We start from the raw sequence: 17,251 nt of genomic DNA, 5'->3' as shown, positions 1-17,251 counted from the left end.
CGAAAACTCAGGCAGTGGCACTGCGCCCCAAGTCGATATGCACAGGCGTTTGTCCGCTGCGCTGGCGGTCAAACCTGTCTAGCTGCTGCAAAGACACCTGCACCCCATAACCGGGGCCGTCGGGCAGTTGCAGGCAGAAATCGCGAATCGGCATGGGGTTTTCAACAATGTCGTCTACCAGCAGCTGCGGGCCGAACAGCTCGCAGCCGTGGTGCTCGCCGCTCAGGGTGGAGAACACATGCGCAGAGGCGGCGCTGCCAATCGATGTCTCCAGCATGGTGCCGCCATACCAGCCGATGTCAGCGGCCTGCGCCACCGCGGCGACCTGGCGCGTGCGCAGCAGGCCACCGTGCTTGGCCACCTTCAGTGAAAACACATGAGAAGCGCTGGCGCGCGCCAGCATCATGGCGTCCTGGGGGGTGCACACGGTCTCATCGGCCATCACCAAGGCACCGCGCAGCTCCTGGCACAGCTGCGCCATTGCGGGCACATTCCATTTGGCAACGGGCTGCTCAATCAGGCTCACGCCTGCGTCGATAAGCTCGGGCAGGTAGCGGCGGGCGGTATTGCCGTCCCAGGCCTGGTTGACGTCAACGGTCAGCGTGGCGCTGTCAGGCAAACCGCGAGCAATCTGGGTGACATGAGCGACGTCGGCCTGCGGCGAGCGCGCACCAATTTTCATCTTGAAAATGCGGTGGCGGCCTTGCTCCAGCCGCAGTTGCGCCTCTTGCAGATCGCGCTGCACATCACCGCTTGCCAGCGTCCATGCCAGGGGCAGGCTGTCATGGACTTTGCCCCCCAGCAATTGCCAGGCGGGAATGTCCAAGGTGCGTGCCAGCGCATCAATCAAGGCCATCTCCACAGCCGATTTGGCAAAGGCGTTGCCTTTGCAGGCCTGATCCATGCGGGTGAGCACGTGTTCAATACAGCCAGCCTTTTGCTGCACTACGGCAGGAGCCAGATAGTGCGCAATCGCATGGGCAATGCTTTCGGGGGACTCTTCGTTCCACGAAGGCCCGCCAATGGTGGCGGCCTCGCCAAACCCGCATGCCCCGTTGTTCAGCCATAGCTGAACAATCACCGGGCTTTGGCGCTGAATCGCACCAAACGACAGCTTGTGCGGGCGAATGGTGGGAATGTCGAGGATGCGCGCTTCAATGCGCTCAATGGTGAAGGCGTTGGTCATCAACTGGCTCAAGCAAAACGGGGCAAAGGTGCCGCAATGAAAGCAAGCTTAGTGAAGCCAGAGTCAAGAATCTAATGATTTATTTAGCTCGTATTCATCGATAATTTCGAACGATTGAAGGGGCGAGCATGGAAATACGGCAACTGAAGTACTTTTTGGAAATCACGAAAACTGGGCACTTGACCACCGCTGCCAAGCAGCTGTTTGTGACCCAGTCCACGCTCTCGCATGGGTTGCGCCAGATTGAAGAGGAACTGGGCGTGCCGCTGTTTGACCGTGTTGGCCGGGGCTTGAAGCTGTCTGAGGCCGGGGAGATATTCCGGGTGTATGCAGCCCGCGCACTGCAGGAGCTGGAGGCGGGGCGCATGGCACTGGAGGGGCTTGCCAACATGCAGTCGGGCACGCTGACGGTGGGCATCATTCCCACTTTTTTGCATACCCTGGTGCCTGCCGTGGTGGCGGAATTTAACCGCCTCTATCCCAAGATTCAGCTGGTGTTCCGTGAATTACTGGCACCAGAGATCGAGGCCTTGCTGCTCAGTGGTGACTTGAATCTGGGGCTGGCCTTTGACCGGCGAGGCGTTGAGGGCATGGATTCAGAGCCCGTGTTTGAGGAGGAAATGCTGTTTGTGGCCCACCAGGGCCACAGCCTGGCGCAGGCTAAGTCATTGCATCTGAAGCAATTGCAGGATGTACCACTGGTGCTGCTGTCGCAGCGCTTTGCCACGCGGCGCATTGTGGAGCAGCACTTTCAGGCACAGGGGGTAAAGCTGCGCGTCAGCGTCGAGATGGAGTCTGTGTACGCCTTGATTGAAGCGTGCCGCTACAGCCAGGAGCTGGCCTGCATCGTGCCAGACCGGGCCGCGCACCAGCATGCGCAGGGCATGTGCCAGATACCCGTGCACCCCCGCATACGGCGCACGGCCAGCTTGCTGTGGAACTCCAATACCTCCAGAAGCCCTGCGGCGCAAGCTTTTGCCAGCCTGCTGCAGCAGCGCTGTGGCGTCTTGCAGGCGCAACACTGAGTTTGCGGGTGCAGATGGTGGCTTATCGGGCTGAACGGGTGGTAAGCAATGCATACTTCAGGCCATGGCTGAACACACTTTTCTCTGGCACGACTACGAAACCTTTGGTGTCAATCCCCGCTATGACCGGCCCGCACAGTTTGCGGCCATTCGCACTGATATGGAGCTCAACGAGATCGGCGAGCCCCTCATGCTGTACTGCCAGCCAGCGCCGGACTACTTGCCCAGCCCCCAAGCCTGCTTGCTCACGGGCATTACCCCCCAGCAGTGTCTGGAGCAGGGCATACCTGAAGACCAGTTTGCACGCACGCTCGAGGCTGCTTTCAGCCAGCCGGGCACAGTCGGGGTGGGTTACAACACCATCCGTTTTGATGACGAAGTCACGCGCTTTCTGTTTTGGCGCAACCTGATCGATCCCTACGCCCGCGAGTGGCAAAACGAATGTGGCCGCTGGGATTTGCTGGATGTGGTGCGCATGGTCTATGCGCTGCGCCCTGACGGAATTCAATGGCCGCGCAAGGAAGACGGCAGCGTCTCCTTCAAGCTCGAAGATCTGGCCCGTGCCAACGGCTTGCTGCACGAAAGCGCCCACGATGCGCTGAGCGACGTGCGCGCCACCATTGCCCTGGCGCGGCTGATCCGCCAGCACCAGCCCAAGCTGTTTGAATTTGCACTGGGCCTGCGCAAGAAAGACAGGGTGCTGCACGAAATGGGCTTGCCAGCCGAGCAGGTGGATGCACGGCCGTTCTTGCACGTCTCCGGCATGATCAGCCCAGAGCGCGGCTGCATTGCCATGATGTGGCCGCTGGCGCAGCACCCGAACAACAAGAATGAAATGATCTGCTGGGATCTGAACGCTGACCCCAGCGAGCTGGCCAGCATGGATGCCGACACCCTGCGCCTGCGCATGTTTACCAGGGCAGCCGATTTGCCTGAAGGCATGACGCGCCTGCCCATCAAAGGCATTCACATCAACAAGTCCCCCATGGTGGTGCGCAACCTCAAAACACTCAGCCCGGAGATGGCGGCACGCTGGGGCATGGACATGCAGGCGTGCATCGACAACGCAGTCAAGGCCCGTGCACTGCCCGATATGAGCGCGCTCTGGAAGCAGGTGTACGCCAGGCTGGACGCCCACGGCGCGCACGATGTGGATCAGGACCTGTACAACGGTTTCGTGGGCCCGGCAGACCGTCGCCGCCTGACGCAATTGCGCGAGCTTTCACCGCAGGAGCTGGCAGTCGACAAGACCGGTTTTGACGATGCACGCCTGAAAGAGCTGGTGTTTCGCTGGCGTGCACGCAACTGGGCAGACAGCCTGACGCCACAGGAGCAAGCACGCTGGCAGCAGCGCTGCGCGGCTGCGTTGATTGACGGCGAAGGCGGGGCGCGCACGGCAGCGCAGATGTTTGCCGAAATTGATGCGCTGTCTGAAACCGTAGAAGACGAGCGCGCCGAAGAAATTCTGGGTGCGCTGTATGACTACGCAGAGGCGATTGTTCCCGAGCAGTAATGGCCCGCCCGGTGTAGCACGCAACAAAAAAGGAGGCCTGGGCCTCCTTTTTTACTGACTGGGCAACCTGTCTGGGTGAGCAGGCAGGGTGACCTTGAATCAGGCCGCCAGAGGCTCTGCCATGCCTTGGTGGCGCAGCAGGGCGTCCAGCTGTGGCTCGCGCCCACGGAAGGCCTTGAAGTTGTCCATGGCACTGCGGCTGCCACCCATCTCCAGAATGCTGTGCAGGTATTGCTTGCCGGTCTGGGCGCTGTGGCTGCCATCTGCAGCCTGCGTTTCTTCAAACGCGGCGTAGGCATCAGCGCTGAGCACTTCGGCCCACTTGTAGCTGTAGTAGCCCGCAGCGTAGCCACCTGCAAAGATGTGGCTGAAGGTATTGGTAGAGCGGTTGTAATCGGTCGTGGGCAGCACAGACACTTCGTCGCGCACTTGCTTGAGCAGCGCCATGTAGTCACCATTCTTGGCAGCGCCGGTGTGCAGCAGCATGTCAAACAGCGAAAACTCAATCTGGCGTAGCGTGCCCATGCCTGCCTGGAAGTTCTTGGCCGCAATCATCTTGTCGTACAGCGCGCGGGGCAGTGGCTCGCCGGTCTCGACATGCGATGTCATGTGGCGCAGTACCTCCCACTCCCAGCAGAAGTTTTCCATGAACTGGCTGGGCAGCTCTACCGCATCCCATTCCACGCCGTTGATGCCCGAGACATCTTTCTCGCTCACCTGCGTGAGCATGTGGTGCAGCGCGTGGCCGGATTCGTGGAACAGGGTGATCACGTCGTCGTGCGTCAGCAGCGCAGGCTTGCCATCCACGCCTTCGGCAAAGTTGCAGACCATGTGCGCCACGGGCGTTTGCAGCAAGCCGGTGTCGGGGCGCTGCCAGCGGCTGCGCACATCGTCCATCCATGCGCCACCACGCTTGCCCTTGCGGGCGGGCTGGTCCAGGTAGAACTGTCCGATGACCTGGCCGTTGCGCTCCAGGCGGTAAAACAGCACATCCTTGTTCCACACGGCGGCTAGATCTTTGGTGATCTTGACGTCAAACAGGTTCTCAATGATCTTGAACAGCCCCGCCAGCACCTTGGGGGCCGTGAAGTATTGCTTGACCTCTTGTTCGCTGAAGGAATAGCGTGCTTCCTTCAGTTTTTCGGAGATGTACGTCCAGTCCCAAGGCTGCGGGTCTGTAATGCCCAGCTCCTTGGCGGCGAACTCGCGCAGATCGGCCACGTCTTTTTCTGCATAGGGGCGGGCACGCCGGGCCAGATCACGCAGAAAGTCGATGACTTGCTGGGGCGAGTTGGCCATCTTGGGCACCAGCGAAACCTCGGCAAAGTTGGCGTAGCCCAGCAACTGGGCTTCTTCCTGGCGCAGAGCCAGCATTTCTTTGATGATGGGGGCGTTGTCGTACTTGGTCAGATCGCCTTCGGCCTGATCGGATGCGCGAGTGACGTAGGCGCGGTACACCTTTTCGCGCAGCACACAGCTGTGCGCAAACTGCATCACCGGCAGGTACGACGGAATCTTCAGGGTCAGCTTGTAGCCTTCCTTGCCATCGGCTTGCGCAGCGGCCCTGGCGGCTTGCTGCACGTCGGCGGGCACACCATCGAGCTCTTGCTGCGTGGCGTAATAGGCCCAGCCGTCGGTAGCGTCCAGCGTGTTCTCGCTGAATTTCTGGCCCAGCTCGGCAGAGCGTTCCTGAATTTTGGCAAAGCGCTCGCGGTCAGCGCCTTGCAGCTCCGCACCCGAAAGCACAAAGCTGCGCAGCGCATTGGCGTGGGCCTTCTTTTGCTCGGCTGTGAGGGTGTTCACATCAATGGCCTTGTACTTTGCGTACAGGCGCTCATCGGCACCCAGATTGGTCCAGAACTCAGTGATGGTGGGCAATGCTTCGTTGTAGGCAGCGCGCAGCTCGGGGCTGTCGGCCACGCTGGACAGGTGGCTGACCGCGCTCCACGCGGTGCCCAGCTTTTCGGTAGCCACATCCAGCACCTTGGCAATGGCATTCCACTCAGCCGGGAAGTCCGGTGCGGTGACCGTCTCCAATGCCGCTTGTGCGCGTTCAATCAAGGTGTTGATGGCAGGGCCGACATCTGCAGGCGTAATGCGGTCAAACTGCGGCAGGCTGGAGGATTCAAGCAAAGCATTGGTCATAGGTGGCATTTTGCGCCAAAAGCCATTGTTTCAAGGCGTGTGGGTAACTATTAAGTTGATAGCTTCTTACGCTTTACCTATAAGAGTTTTGAAGTGACAAGAGTCTTAAACGTAGAGTTGACAGGCGCAAGCAGCTATAAAAAAACCCTGCGGCACCAAAGCGCTCGCAGGGTTGGGGCAGGGCCTTGTGCAGAGATTACTGGCCTGCTGCGCGTTCTGCCGCTTCCATGGTGTTGACCAGCAGCATGGTGATGGTCATGGGGCCAACGCCACCGGGCACGGGGGTGATGTAACCGGCAATTTCCTTGCAGCCGTCAAAGTCCACATCGCCGCACAGCTTGCCTTCGTCGTCGCGGTTCATGCCCACGTCAATCACCACGGCACCGGGCTTGAGCATGTCAGCGGTCAGCACGTTGCGCTTGCCCACGGCAGCCACCACCACATCGGCCTGGCGTGTCATGGCGGCCAGATCAGCCGTGCCGCTGTGCGTGATGGTGACCGTGGCGTTGGCTGCCAGCAGCATCATCGCCATGGGCTTGCCCACAATGTTGGAGCGGCCAATCACCACGGCGTGCTTGCCGCGCAAATCCTTCATGCCAATCGATTCCAGCATCTTCATGCAGCCGTAAGGGGTGCAGGCCTTGAAGCCGACTTCACCCACCATCAGCGCGCCTGCGCTGGCCACGTGAAAGCCGTCCACATCTTTCAAAGGCGAGATGGCTTCAATGACCTTGTGGTCATCAATGTGCATGGGCAAAGGCAGTTGCACCAAAATGCCGTGAATGCTGGGGTCATTGTTCAGCGCATCCACGCGGGCCAGCAGCTCGGCTTCGGTCATGGATGCATCGTACTTTTCCAGCACCGAGTGAAAGCCCGCGTCTTCACACGCCTTGACCTTGTTGCGCACATACACTTGCGATGCCTGATTGTCACCAACCAGCACAACGGCCAGACCGGGCTTGGTGCCCTTGGCCGTCAAAGCTGCAGCACGCTGGGCAACTTCGGTACGCAATTGGGCGGAGAGGGCTTTGCCGTCGATGATTTGGGCTGTCATGGTGCTCGGTGGTGGTGGAGTACGTCAGAAATAAAAAAGCTGCCAGACCTGTAAGGGCGCTGGCAGCCTTTGGGGTTAGCCCCTGATTTTATGCCGGGACTTTGCCGCTTGCAGCGTTGGAGCCCAATGCAATCTTGAGCAGGTCGGCCACTGTGTTGGCGCCCAGCTTTTCCATGATGTTGGCGCGGTGCGCTTCCACCGTCTTGATGCTGATGCCCAGATCGTCAGCAATTTGCTTGTTCAAGCGGCCTGCGACGATGCGCTCCAGCACTTGCGATTCGCGGCCCGTCAGCTTGGACAGCAGCGCTTCACGGCTGGCAGCTTGCTGGTGGCCAGCAAAAGCTTCGCGTGCGTGATCCAGCATGCGCTCGACCACGTTGAGCAAGTCTTCTTCCACAAAAGGCTTCTGGATGAAATCCAGTGCGCCTTTTTTCATGGTGCCCACTGCCATGGGGACATCGCCATGACCGGTAATGAACACAATGGGCAGAGGCGACTTGCGCTCCAGCAATTTGTCTTGCAATTCAAGGCCAGTCATGCCGCCCATGCGAATGTCGGCAATCAGGCAGGCGACTTCGCGCTGATCGTAGCGGGCGAGAAAAGACTCGGCAGAGTCAAAACAGCGCACGCGGTAATCTTTGCCTTCCAGCAGCCACTGCAGGGAGTCACGCACGCCCTCGTCGTCATCGACTACGTAGACTGTCCCTTTTTTAGGTGTCAAGCTCATGCAGGATTCCTTGTATTTGGATTAATAACCGTAGAAAGGTTGTCTCCCTTTTCCTGAGTGGCGGCCAACGGTATCCAGAAGGAGAACCGGCAGCCCACCACCTCTGAACCATTGTAGAGGTTCTCAGCGGACATCCGCCCCTGGTGAGACTCAACAATGGAACGGCACAGGTTCAAACCAATGCCCATGCCTTCGTTTTTCGTAGAAAAGAAAGCTTCAAACAAACGCTCTTGTACCTCTGGAGGCAAGCCTTTTCCAGAGTCTTGCACAGAAAATTCTACGCCAGCCTGTCCTTCTGTCTCTTTTGGGACCACACGCAATTCAACATAACGCTGCGTGGCCGGACGTTGTGCCTGGTCAATGGATTCGCCTGCATTTTTGATCAGGTTGATGAGCACCTGTTCAATCAAGATGGCATCGGCCATCACGGGCGGCAGGCGCTTGGCCACAAAATGATTCAGGCGCACGTTGCGCCGGCGCATTTCAATGTTGGCCAGCTCCAGCGCCTCGTCCACCATGGTCTGTACCTGCGACAGCGTACGGTTGGGTTCGCTGCGCTTAACAAAGGAGCGGATGCGCTGAATGATTTGCCCGGCGCGCTGGGCCTGGTGTGCTGTTTTCTCCAGCGCAAACCGCATTTGCTCCTCGGTCAGCGAGCCTTTCTCCAGGCGCGATAGCATGCCGCTGCTGTAGTTGCTGATGGCCGTTAAAGGCTGGTTCAGCTCATGGGCCACGCTGGAGGCCATCTCTCCCATGGTGATCAGGCGGCTGGCTGTCTGCGCTTGCTCAGTCTGGCGCGCGGACAGCTCCTCGGCCATGCGGCGCTGGGTGATGTCGGTGGCAATCACCATTTGCGCCAAGCGCCCATCTACCCAGCTCAGATAGCGCGAGCGCACTTCCAGCCACTTGCCCAGTTCGGCCACGTAAATTTCTGCATTGTTGCTCGATGCGCTGGTCAGTGAATCGGTGGGCAGGCCCATCAAGCCATCTTCATCATCCACAGACTCGCTGCGCTCAGCCGGCAAGCCACCTTGCTGAACCAGCTGCAGGTGGCCCGTCGTCTGAGAGCCAAACCACTGCCGGTAAAGCTTGTTGGCAAACAGCAGCTCTGCACTGCCCAGCGGTGCCACAGAGACCGAAGCATCCAGCGCTTCCAGCACAATCGTGAAACGATCATGAGAGGCAGCCAGCTGGTCACGAATGCGCTTGGACTCGGTGATGTCGGTCATGGACGACATCCAGCCTGTCTGCTGCCCACGGGCATCAATCAGCGGGGAGATATACAGGCGCGCATCAAACATGGAACCGTTCTTGCGGCGCACACGTACCTGAAAACCACCTTGTGCAGTTTTGCCGCTTAGCTCGTCTTTCAGTTTGCTGTGCAGGTACTCGTAGTCGTGCTCGGCCCAGTAGGAATAGGGGGGCATCTGGCCCACCAGGTCTTTTTCGTCCCAGCCTGTCATCTGGCAAAACGCAGCATTGACATAGGTGATGCGGCCCTGCAGATCCAGCGCACGCATGCCGGTCAGCACCGAGTTTTCCATCGCGCGGCGGAAATTGGTTTCCGCAATCAACGCGTCTTGCGCCCGCAATCGCTTGCGGGTGTGACGCCATGTACCCATGAGCAGCCATGCGGTCAGCAAGCTCATGGCCGCCACCAGCCAGAACATGCCGTTACCCACCATGCTCAACGATGTGCGGTAAGCCTGCGCCTTGAGCGTCAGGTCAGAGCCCACGGGCGAGACTGCAATCTGGTACTCGGTCGCCTCTGGCTGGGCCAGTGTGTGCCAGTTGGTTTTGATGCGCGCAGGCGTCAGCGGGGTGCCTGCAAGCAGCTTGCCCTGTCCATCTGAAAGCGTGATGGCGTAACGCGCCAGCAGGTCGCTGGGGATGGCGTAGCGCATCAAATTGTCCAGAGAAAACTCAGCCATGACGGTGCCGCCAAAGCTGCTGGTACCCATGACGGGCGAGTGAAACTGCAGCAATGGCGGGTTGTAGCCAGCGCGCACCGGCGGCTGTGTGTACACCAGGTGGTTGCTCTCTTTCACGGACTGAAAGCTTTGCGCAGCCTCGTCGTGTTGCAGCTTTTCACCCGGCATGCGCAATTGCTCGCTGGGCACGGTAGGCGCTGCATAGCTGGTGATGATGCGGCCATCGCGGTCCACCCAGGTCAAAACCTGCATTTCTGGGTACTGCGTGACCAGCACCTCGGCGCGGTTCACAAATTCAGCTGTACCGATATCGCCGTATGCCAGGTCGCGCGCAATGCGCATGACTTGTTCCTGGCGCTCCAAAAGGCGCAAACGTACGCGCTGTTGCGCATATTCCACATCGCGCTTGAGGGCTTGCTGATCGCGATCGACTTCCTCCGCGCGCAAGTACCAGAAAGCCGCAATGATTGCTGCCATGAAAAATGCGACGGAAACCAGCGGTGCCAATGCGGCCAGACGGTCTTGTCGAGTGGGCGACAGACTGCGCCACCACATGCGCCACCAGCGGGTGGGGTCAGCGCTGGTGAAGGAGGCAGGGGCAGTTGTCTCGGAGTTGTTTTTTTGTGGTGAAACCATACGGGAAGTGTAGGGGGATTCCCTTGCTTTGCGCGCGCTCAAAGTGACGCCAGAAACATCTTCTCCTGTATGTGCAGTTGCAGCAATATTTCACATTATGGGAGTTGGGTGCATCATTTGAAATATGAAGAAAATATGCGAAACTGCGCGCTGAAATGGTCGCCAAATTGGGCGTATTTGTCTCTCAAGTAAGGTGTGAGCCTGCAGCTAAGCTCGGGTTCAATCACTGCTTATCGTTGAGTAGGGAACTACGTTCGATACAAATTCGACTTCCTACCTGCAGCCTCTTGAACAGGAGACAACCATGACAGCTCAGACCGACCCTCAGGCCGGCGCTAACGCAAAGCCTAGCCTCGACCCCCAAGAATCCCGCGAGTGGATGGACGCGCTGAGCGCCGTCATCGACCGCGAAGGTGCGCAGTACGCGCACCAGTTGATTGAAGAGGTGCTGGAGCACGCACGCCAAAACAGCGTGGATTTGCCTTTCTCAGCCACCACTGGCTATGTCAACACCATTGAAGCCAGCCAGGAAGCCCGCTGCCCCGGCAACCTGGAGCTGGAAGGCCGTCTGCGCGCCTACATGCGCTGGAACGCCATGGCCATGGTCGTCAAGGCCAACCGCCATCACCCACCAGAAGGTGGCGATCTGGGCGGTCACATTGGTTCGTTCGCCTCGCTGGCCAACATGTTTGCAGCGGGCTTTAACCATTTCTGGCACGCCGAAAATGAAAACCACGGTGGTGACTGCCTGTACATCCAGGGTCACGTCTCGCCCGGCATCTACGCCCGTGCGTTCCTGGAAGGCCGCATCACTGAAGAGCAGTTGCTCAACTTCCGCCAGGAAGTAGACGGCAAGGGCCTGTCCAGCTACCCGCATCCCAAGCTGATGCCCGAGTTCTGGCAGTTCCCCACCGTCTCGATGGGTCTGGGCCCATTGATGGCCATCTATCAGGCGCGTTTCCTCAAGTACCTGCACGCTCGTGGCATTGCCAACACCGAAAACCGCAAGGTCTGGGTGTTCTGCGGCGACGGTGAAATGGACGAAGTTGAATCGCTGGGCGCAATCGGCCTGGCTGCCCGCGAAAACCTCGACAACCTGGTCTTCGTCATCAACTGCAACTTGCAGCGTCTGGACGGCCCTGTGCGCGGTAACGGCAAGATCATTCAGGAGTTGGAAGGCGAATTCCGTGGCTCTGGCTGGAACGTCATCAAGCTAATCTGGGGCAAGGGCTGGGACGAGCTGCTGGCCAAGGACAAGGACGGCGTTCTCAAGAAAATCATGATGGAGTGCAACGACGGTGACTATCAGGCCATGAAGGCCAACGATGGTGCTTTCGTGCGCAAGAACTTCTTCGGTCGCGACCCCCGCGCGCTGAAGATGGTCGAGCACATGTCCGACGACGAAATCTGGAACCTGCGCCGCGGTGGCCACGACTCGCAAAAAGTCTACGCCGCCTTCCACGCAGCCAACACCACCAAGGGTCAGCCGACCGTGCTGCTGGTCAAGACCGTCAAGGGCTTTGGCATGGGCAAGGTCGGTGAAGGCAAGAACAACGTTCACCAGACCAAGAAACTGAGCGACGAAGACATCAAGTCCTTCCGCGACCGTTTCAACATTCCAATCCCAGACAGCCAGATTGCGGACATCCCTTTCTTCAAGCCTGCGGACGACACCCCCGAGATGAAGTACCTGCACGAGCGCCGCAAGGCCTTGGGCGGCTACCTGCCTCACCGCCGTGTGAAGGCCGAAGAGTCTTTCACCGCCCCGGCGCTGGACACCTTCAAGGCCATTCTGGAGCCCACGCCCGAAGGCCGTGAAATCTCCACGACGCAAGCCTATGTGCGCTTCCTGACGCAACTGCTGCGTGACAAGAACATTGGCCCCCGCGTTGTGCCTATCCTGGTGGACGAAGCCCGTACCTTTGGTATGGAAGGCCTGTTCCGCCAGATCGGTATCTACAACCCCCACGGTCAGCAGTACACCCCTGTCGACAAAGACCAGGTCATGTACTACCGCGAAGACAAGGCCGGCCAGATTCTGCAGGAAGGCATCAACGAAGCCGGCGGTATGGCTTCGTGGATTGCTGCGGCTACCAGCTACAGCACGTCCAACCGGATCATGATTCCGTTCTACGTCTACTACTCCATGTTCGGCTTCCAGCGCATTGGCGATCTGGCATGGGCAGCAGGCGACATGCAGGCACGCGGCTTCTTGCTGGGCGGCACTTCGGGCCGCACCACGCTCAACGGCGAAGGCCTGCAGCACGAAGACGGCCACAGCCACATTCTGGCCAACACCGTGCCTAACTGCATCAGCTACGACCCCACCTTCGCGCACGAAGTGGCCGTGATCATGCAAGACGGCTTGCGCCGCATGGTGCAAAACCAGGAAAACGTCTTCTACTACATCACCTTGCTCAATGAAAACTACCCCATGCCCGGTCTGACCGAAGGCACGGAGCAGCAAATCATCAAGGGCATGTACCTGTGCAAGCCCGGCCAGAAAGTGCCGCAATCGGGCCAGCGCGTTCAGCTGCTGGGTTCGGGCACCATCCTGCGCGAATCGTTCTTTGCGCAAGAGCTGCTGGAAAAAGACTGGGGCATTGCCGCCGACGTGTGGAGCTGCCCATCGTTCAACGAACTGACCCGCGACGGTCAGGACTGCGAACGCCACAACATGCTGCACCCGCTGGAAACCGCCAAGCAAGCCTTTGTAACGCAGCAGTTGCAAGCCACCCAGGGCCCTGTGGTCGCGTCTACCGACTACATGAAGGCCTACGCCGAGCAAATTCGCCCCTACATGCCCAAGGGCCGTACTTACAAGGTGCTGGGCACTGATGGCTTTGGCCGCTCGGACTTCCGCCGCAAGCTGCGCGAGCACTTCGAGATCGACCGCCACTACATCGTGGTGGCCGCGCTCAAGTCGCTGGCCGACGAAGGCAAGCTGCCAATCACCAAGGTGGCAGAAGCAATTGCCAAGTACGGCATCCAAGCCGACAAGATCAACCCCCTGTACGCTTGATAAAGCCCGGAGACACAGATATGGCATTGACAGAAATCAAGGTCCCGGACATCGGGGATTTCGACAGCGTTGGCGTGATCGAAGTGCTGGTCAACGTGGGCGACACCATCAAGGTCGAGCAGTCGCTGATTACCGTGGAGTCCGACAAGGCCTCCATGGAAATTCCTTCCAGCCACGCCGGTGTGCTCAAGGAGCTGCGCGTCAAGCTGGGTGACCAGGTGGCGCAGGGCGGCGTGATTGCAGTGATTGAAACTGCAGACGCCGCTTCCGCCCCTGCACAGGCACCTGCTGCAGAAGCTGTAGCGCCTAGCGTAGCAGCTGCGCCTGTTGCAGATACAAAACAAGCTGAAACTGCCGCAGCGCCTGCGCCAGCCGCTCCTGCAGCTGCAGCAAGCTCTATGAATATCGTCATTCCTGACATTGGTGACTTCAAGGACGTGGCCGTCATTGAAATGCTGGTCAAAGTGGGTGATGTGGTCACCGCTGAGCAATCGCTGTTCACCGTGGAGTCTGACAAGGCATCGATGGAAATTCCATCGCCTGCCGCAGGCACCATCATTGCGCTGGGCATCAAGCTGGGCGATGTGGTCAACGTGGGTGACACAGTGGGCACTATGAGCGTGCAGGGCGCAGTCCCCGCAGCGTCGGCGTTGGCACCTGCCGCCGCGCCAGTTGCTGCAACACCAGCTCCTGCAACGCAAGCAGCACCTGCTGCACAAGCCAGTGCAGCACCAGCAGCGCCAGCAGCTACTGCCGCTGTAGCTGCCCCTGCTGCGGCCCCAGCCCACAACCCCACGGTGGCCCCTTCGGGCAAGCTGCCGCATGCATCGCCTTCCGTGCGCAAATTTGCGCGTGAACTGGGCGTGCCGCTGGAAGAAGTGCAAGGCTCGGGCCAGAAGGGCCGCATCACCTCCGAAGACGTGATGGGCTTTACCAAATCCGTCATGGCGGGCGCGGTGCAAACCCTGGCACAAGCTGCCAAGGCCCCCGCCAAATCGGCAGGCGCTGGCAACGTGGGCGGTCTGGAAGTGCTGGCATGGCCCAAGGTGGACTTTGCCAAGTTCGGCCCGGTCGAGCGCAAAGATCTGTCGCGCATCAAGAAGATCTCGGGCGCCAACCTGCACCGCAACTGGGTGATGATTCCCCATGTCACCAACAATGACCTGGCTGACATCACCGATCTGGAAGCCTTCCGCGTCTCTACCAACGCTGAAAACGCCAAGGCCAAGAGCGATGTGAAGGTCACCATGCTGGCTTTCGTCATCAAGGCCGTGGTGGCTGCGCTCAAGAAGTTCCCTGAGTTCAACGCCTCGCTGGACGGCGATACGCTGGTCTACAAGCAGTACTTCAACATCGGCTTTGCGGCAGACACGCCCAACGGCCTGGTGGTGCCTGTGCTCAAAGATGCCGACAAGAAGGGCATCATGCAGATCAGCCAGGAAATGGGCGAGCTGGCCAAAAAGGCCCGCGACGGCAAGCTGGGCGCGGCAGACATGCAAGGCGGCTGCTTCTCCATCTCCTCGCTGGGCGGCATTGGCGGCACCAACTTCACGCCCATTGTGAATGCGCCTGAAGTGGCCATCCTTGGCCTGTCGCGTGGCGCCATGCAGCCGGTGTGGAACGAAGAGAAAGAAAAGTTCGTGCCCCGCCTGATGCTGCCCCTGAGCCTGTCGTACGACCACCGCGTCATCGACGGAGCCTCGGCTGCGCGCTTTAACGCCTATCTGGGCGCTGTGCTGGCGGACTACCGCCGCATCTTGCTGTAAGGAGCGCTGCACATGGCAATCATCGATATCAAAGTGCCCGACATTGGCGACTTCGCCGAAGTCGGCGTGATCGAGCTGCTGGTGCAGCCCGGTGACACCGTCACCGTGGACCAGTCGCTCATCACTGTGGAGTCTGACAAGGCCTCCATGGAAATCCCCTCCAGCCACGCTGGCGTGGTCAAGTCCATTGCGGTCAAGATCGGCGACAAAATCGCCGAAGGCTCCGTGGTGCTGACGCTGGAAGCCGCACAGGGCGCTGAGCAAGCTGCTGCCCCTGCAGCCGCACCAGCGCCGGCTGCTGCACCCAGCGCACCAGCTGCACAGCCCAGCACTGTTGCAGCGCCAGCAGCACCTGTTGCTGCCCCGGCAGCTTCCAGCTACAGCGGCTCTGTGGATCTGGACGCTGATGTGGTCGTGCTCGGCGGTGGCCCCGGTGGCTACTCCGCAGCCTTCCGCGCAGCTGATCTGGGCCTGAAGGTGGTGCTGGTTGAGCGTTACAAAACGCTGGGCGGCGTGTGCCTGAACGTGGGTTGCATCCCCTCCAAGGCGCTGCTGCACGTGGCGGCTGTGATCGACGAGGTCAAGCACCTTGAAGTTGCAGGTGTCAAGTTTGGCGCGCCTGAGGTGTCGATTGACACCCTGCGTGGCCACAAAGACAAGGTCATCAGCAAGCTGACTGGCGGTCTGGCCCAGATGGCCAAGATGCGCAAGGTCACCGTCGTGCGCGGTGTCGGTACTTTTGTGGGCTCGCACCACATTGAAGTGGCCGAAACCGAAGGCGACAAGCAAGCGCAAACCGGCAGCAAGAAGGTCATTCAATTCAAGAACGCCATCATTGCTGCAGGCTCGCAAGCCGTGCACCTGCCTTTCATGCCCAAGGACCCTCGCGTGGTCGATTCCACCGGCGCACTGGCGCTCAAGGAAGTGCCCAAGCGCATGCTGATCCTGGGTGGCGGCATCATCGGTCTGGAAATGGGCACCGTCTACAGCACACTGGGCGCACGCCTGGATGTGGTGGAAATGATGGACGGCCTCATGCAAGGCGCTGACCGCGATCTGGTCAAGGTCTGGCAAAAGATGAACGCGCCACGCTTTGACAACATCATGGTCAACACCAAGACCGTGGGTGCCGAAGCCACGCCCGAAGGCATCAAGGTGTCGTTCGCGCCAGCCAAAGACGGCATCACCGTGCCTGAGCCACAAACCTACGACCTCGTCTTGCAAGCCGTGGGCCGCACACCCAATGGCAAGAAGATTGGCGCAGACGCTGCCGGCGTAGCCGTCACCGACCGTGGCTTTATCGACGTTGACATCCAGATGCGCACCAACGTGCCGCACATCTTTGCCATTGGCGACATCGTGGGCCAGCCCATGCTGGCGCACAAGGCCGTGCACGAAGCGCACGTGGCCGCTGAAGTCATCGCTGGTGAATTGCAGGGGAACAAAGAGCTGGCAGCCGCCGCTTTCAATGCCCGCGTGATTCCAAGCGTGGCCTACACCGACCCCGAAGTGGCATGGGTGGGCCTGACCGAAGACCAGGCCAAGGCGCAAGGCATCAAGGTCAAAAAGGGCCTGTTCCCCTGGGCAGCCTCGGGCCGTGCCATTGCCAATGGCCGCGACGAAGGCTTTACCAAGCTGCTGTTTGATGATTCACCCGAAGCCCACGGCCATGGCCGCATCTTGGGCGGCGGCATGGTCGGCACGCACGCTGGCGACATGATTGGTGAAATTGCACTGGCCATTGAGATGGGTGCAGACACTGTCGATATCGGCAAGACCATCCACCCGCACCCCACGCTGGGCGAAAGCATTGGCATGGCGGCAGAAGTGGCGCATGGCTCTTGTACCGATGTACCACCCGCACGCAAGTAATTAGCGCTTTCTAAAAAGTGCTTGCAACGCAAAAAGGCAACCTTCGGGTTGCCTTTTTTATTGTTTAAGAGCTGCTAACACCATCCAGTAAAACGAAGGTTAACGGTTGAGACGCAGGTGTGAAGCCGAAAGCAGTACTTAAGTACTGCAAGCAAAACAACGACGTATCAAAGCTTGTGTTTGCTGCTCTAAACCCATGGGGTGATTACAGACGCTTTGAGTTAAGTGCAGGCTGCGATTACTGCCAATGTGACCTGAAAATCTGACCCAATGCTACGGCGGTGTAGTCGATTAATTTTTCTGAGTTTGAAAGCATTAATTGCAAATTATGTGCAAGAGCTTTGGGTTGTGCTGCGCAGGCCAGCTACTGCTGC

Annotated in this window: 10 protein-coding genes; 5 read left to right on the top strand and 5 right to left on the bottom strand. The window is 59.4% G+C overall.

Annotated features, from left to right (window positions below):
• Positions 1-7: 7 nt before the first annotated feature.
• A complete protein-coding gene (locus IB213_RS12335) occupies positions 8-1,186 on the bottom strand; it encodes a muconate/chloromuconate family cycloisomerase (RefSeq protein ID WP_192406811.1) in 1,179 nt (392 codons plus the stop codon).
• Between the two features lie 128 nt (positions 1,187-1,314).
• On the opposite strand from IB213_RS12335, the gene IB213_RS12330 reads away from it, so the two are divergent.
• Complete coding sequence (locus IB213_RS12330; RefSeq protein ID WP_191721665.1) at positions 1,315-2,211, top strand: LysR substrate-binding domain-containing protein; 897 nt, start codon at positions 1,315-1,317, stop codon at positions 2,209-2,211.
• Positions 2,212-2,275: 64 nt separating this feature from the next.
• Complete coding sequence (sbcB, locus tag IB213_RS12325) at positions 2,276-3,724, top strand: exodeoxyribonuclease I (RefSeq protein ID WP_192406809.1); 1,449 nt, start codon at positions 2,276-2,278, stop codon at positions 3,722-3,724.
• Positions 3,725-3,823: 99 nt separating this feature from the next.
• Here sbcB and IB213_RS12320 read toward each other — a convergent pair whose 3' ends face one another.
• The 4 genes from IB213_RS12320 to IB213_RS12305 all read right to left on the bottom strand — a co-directional run bounded on the left by IB213_RS12320 (position 3,824) and on the right by IB213_RS12305 (position 10,217).
• Positions 3,824-5,869, bottom strand: coding sequence for a M3 family metallopeptidase (locus tag IB213_RS12320; RefSeq protein WP_192406807.1), 2,046 nt, complete (start codon positions 5,867-5,869; stop codon positions 3,824-3,826).
• A gap of 196 nt (positions 5,870-6,065) precedes the next feature.
• Positions 6,066-6,923 (bottom strand): bifunctional methylenetetrahydrofolate dehydrogenase/methenyltetrahydrofolate cyclohydrolase FolD, encoded by an 858-nt coding sequence (gene folD, locus IB213_RS12315; RefSeq protein WP_192406805.1) that lies wholly within the window; start codon positions 6,921-6,923, stop codon positions 6,066-6,068.
• Between the two features lie 88 nt (positions 6,924-7,011).
• Positions 7,012-7,650: a response regulator transcription factor gene (locus tag IB213_RS12310; RefSeq protein ID WP_191721669.1), complete on the bottom strand. Its 639-nt coding sequence runs from the start codon at positions 7,648-7,650 to the stop codon at positions 7,012-7,014.
• Complete coding sequence (locus IB213_RS12305; RefSeq protein WP_191721670.1) at positions 7,647-10,217, bottom strand: PAS domain S-box protein; 2,571 nt, start codon at positions 10,215-10,217, stop codon at positions 7,647-7,649. Before IB213_RS12305 ends, IB213_RS12310 begins: the two co-directional genes overlap by 4 nt.
• A 304-nt stretch (positions 10,218-10,521) precedes the next feature.
• Between IB213_RS12305 and aceE the strand changes: the two genes are divergently transcribed.
• Genes aceE through lpdA form a run of 3 tightly spaced genes read left to right on the top strand, consistent with a single transcriptional unit; the run spans position 10,522 to position 16,877 of the window.
• Complete coding sequence (aceE, locus tag IB213_RS12300) at positions 10,522-13,239, top strand: pyruvate dehydrogenase (acetyl-transferring), homodimeric type (protein WP_191721671.1); 2,718 nt, start codon at positions 10,522-10,524, stop codon at positions 13,237-13,239.
• A 20-nt stretch (positions 13,240-13,259) separates the two neighbouring features.
• A complete protein-coding gene (gene aceF / locus IB213_RS12295; RefSeq protein ID WP_192406803.1) occupies positions 13,260-15,005 on the top strand; it encodes a dihydrolipoyllysine-residue acetyltransferase in 1,746 nt (581 codons plus the stop codon).
• A 12-nt stretch (positions 15,006-15,017) separates the two neighbouring features.
• Complete coding sequence (gene lpdA / locus IB213_RS12290; protein WP_192406801.1) at positions 15,018-16,877, top strand: dihydrolipoyl dehydrogenase; 1,860 nt, start codon at positions 15,018-15,020, stop codon at positions 16,875-16,877.
• Positions 16,878-17,251: the final 374 nt, after the last annotated feature.

It is taken from the genome of Comamonas sp. CMM02 (assembly GCF_014851485.1).
Taxonomy (GTDB): Bacteria; Pseudomonadota; Gammaproteobacteria; order Burkholderiales; family Burkholderiaceae_C; genus Comamonas; species Comamonas avium.
The sequence above is the reverse complement of the archived record's forward strand: the minus strand, read 5'-3'. Positions and strand labels throughout refer to the sequence as shown.

What these genes read in the sequence shown, in the direction of transcription:
- IB213_RS12335 (WP_192406811.1), bottom strand. Translation starts at nt 1,186, where the DNA reads ATGACCAACGCCTTCACCATTGAGCGCATTGAAGCGCGCATCCTCGAC.
- IB213_RS12330 (WP_191721665.1), top strand. Translation starts at nt 1,315, where the DNA reads ATGGAAATACGGCAACTGAAGTACTTTTTGGAAATCACGAAAACTGGG.
- sbcB (WP_192406809.1), top strand. Translation starts at nt 2,276, where the DNA reads ATGGCTGAACACACTTTTCTCTGGCACGACTACGAAACCTTTGGTGTC.
- IB213_RS12320 (WP_192406807.1), bottom strand. Translation starts at nt 5,869, where the DNA reads ATGACCAATGCTTTGCTTGAATCCTCCAGCCTGCCGCAGTTTGACCGC.
- folD (WP_192406805.1), bottom strand. Translation starts at nt 6,923, where the DNA reads ATGACAGCCCAAATCATCGACGGCAAAGCCCTCTCCGCCCAATTGCGT.
- IB213_RS12310 (WP_191721669.1), bottom strand. Translation starts at nt 7,650, where the DNA reads ATGAGCTTGACACCTAAAAAAGGGACAGTCTACGTAGTCGATGACGAC.
- IB213_RS12305 (WP_191721670.1), bottom strand. Translation starts at nt 10,217, where the DNA reads ATGGTTTCACCACAAAAAAACAACTCCGAGACAACTGCCCCTGCCTCC.
- aceE (WP_191721671.1), top strand. Translation starts at nt 10,522, where the DNA reads ATGACAGCTCAGACCGACCCTCAGGCCGGCGCTAACGCAAAGCCTAGC.
- aceF (WP_192406803.1), top strand. Translation starts at nt 13,260, where the DNA reads ATGGCATTGACAGAAATCAAGGTCCCGGACATCGGGGATTTCGACAGC.
- lpdA (WP_192406801.1), top strand. Translation starts at nt 15,018, where the DNA reads ATGGCAATCATCGATATCAAAGTGCCCGACATTGGCGACTTCGCCGAA.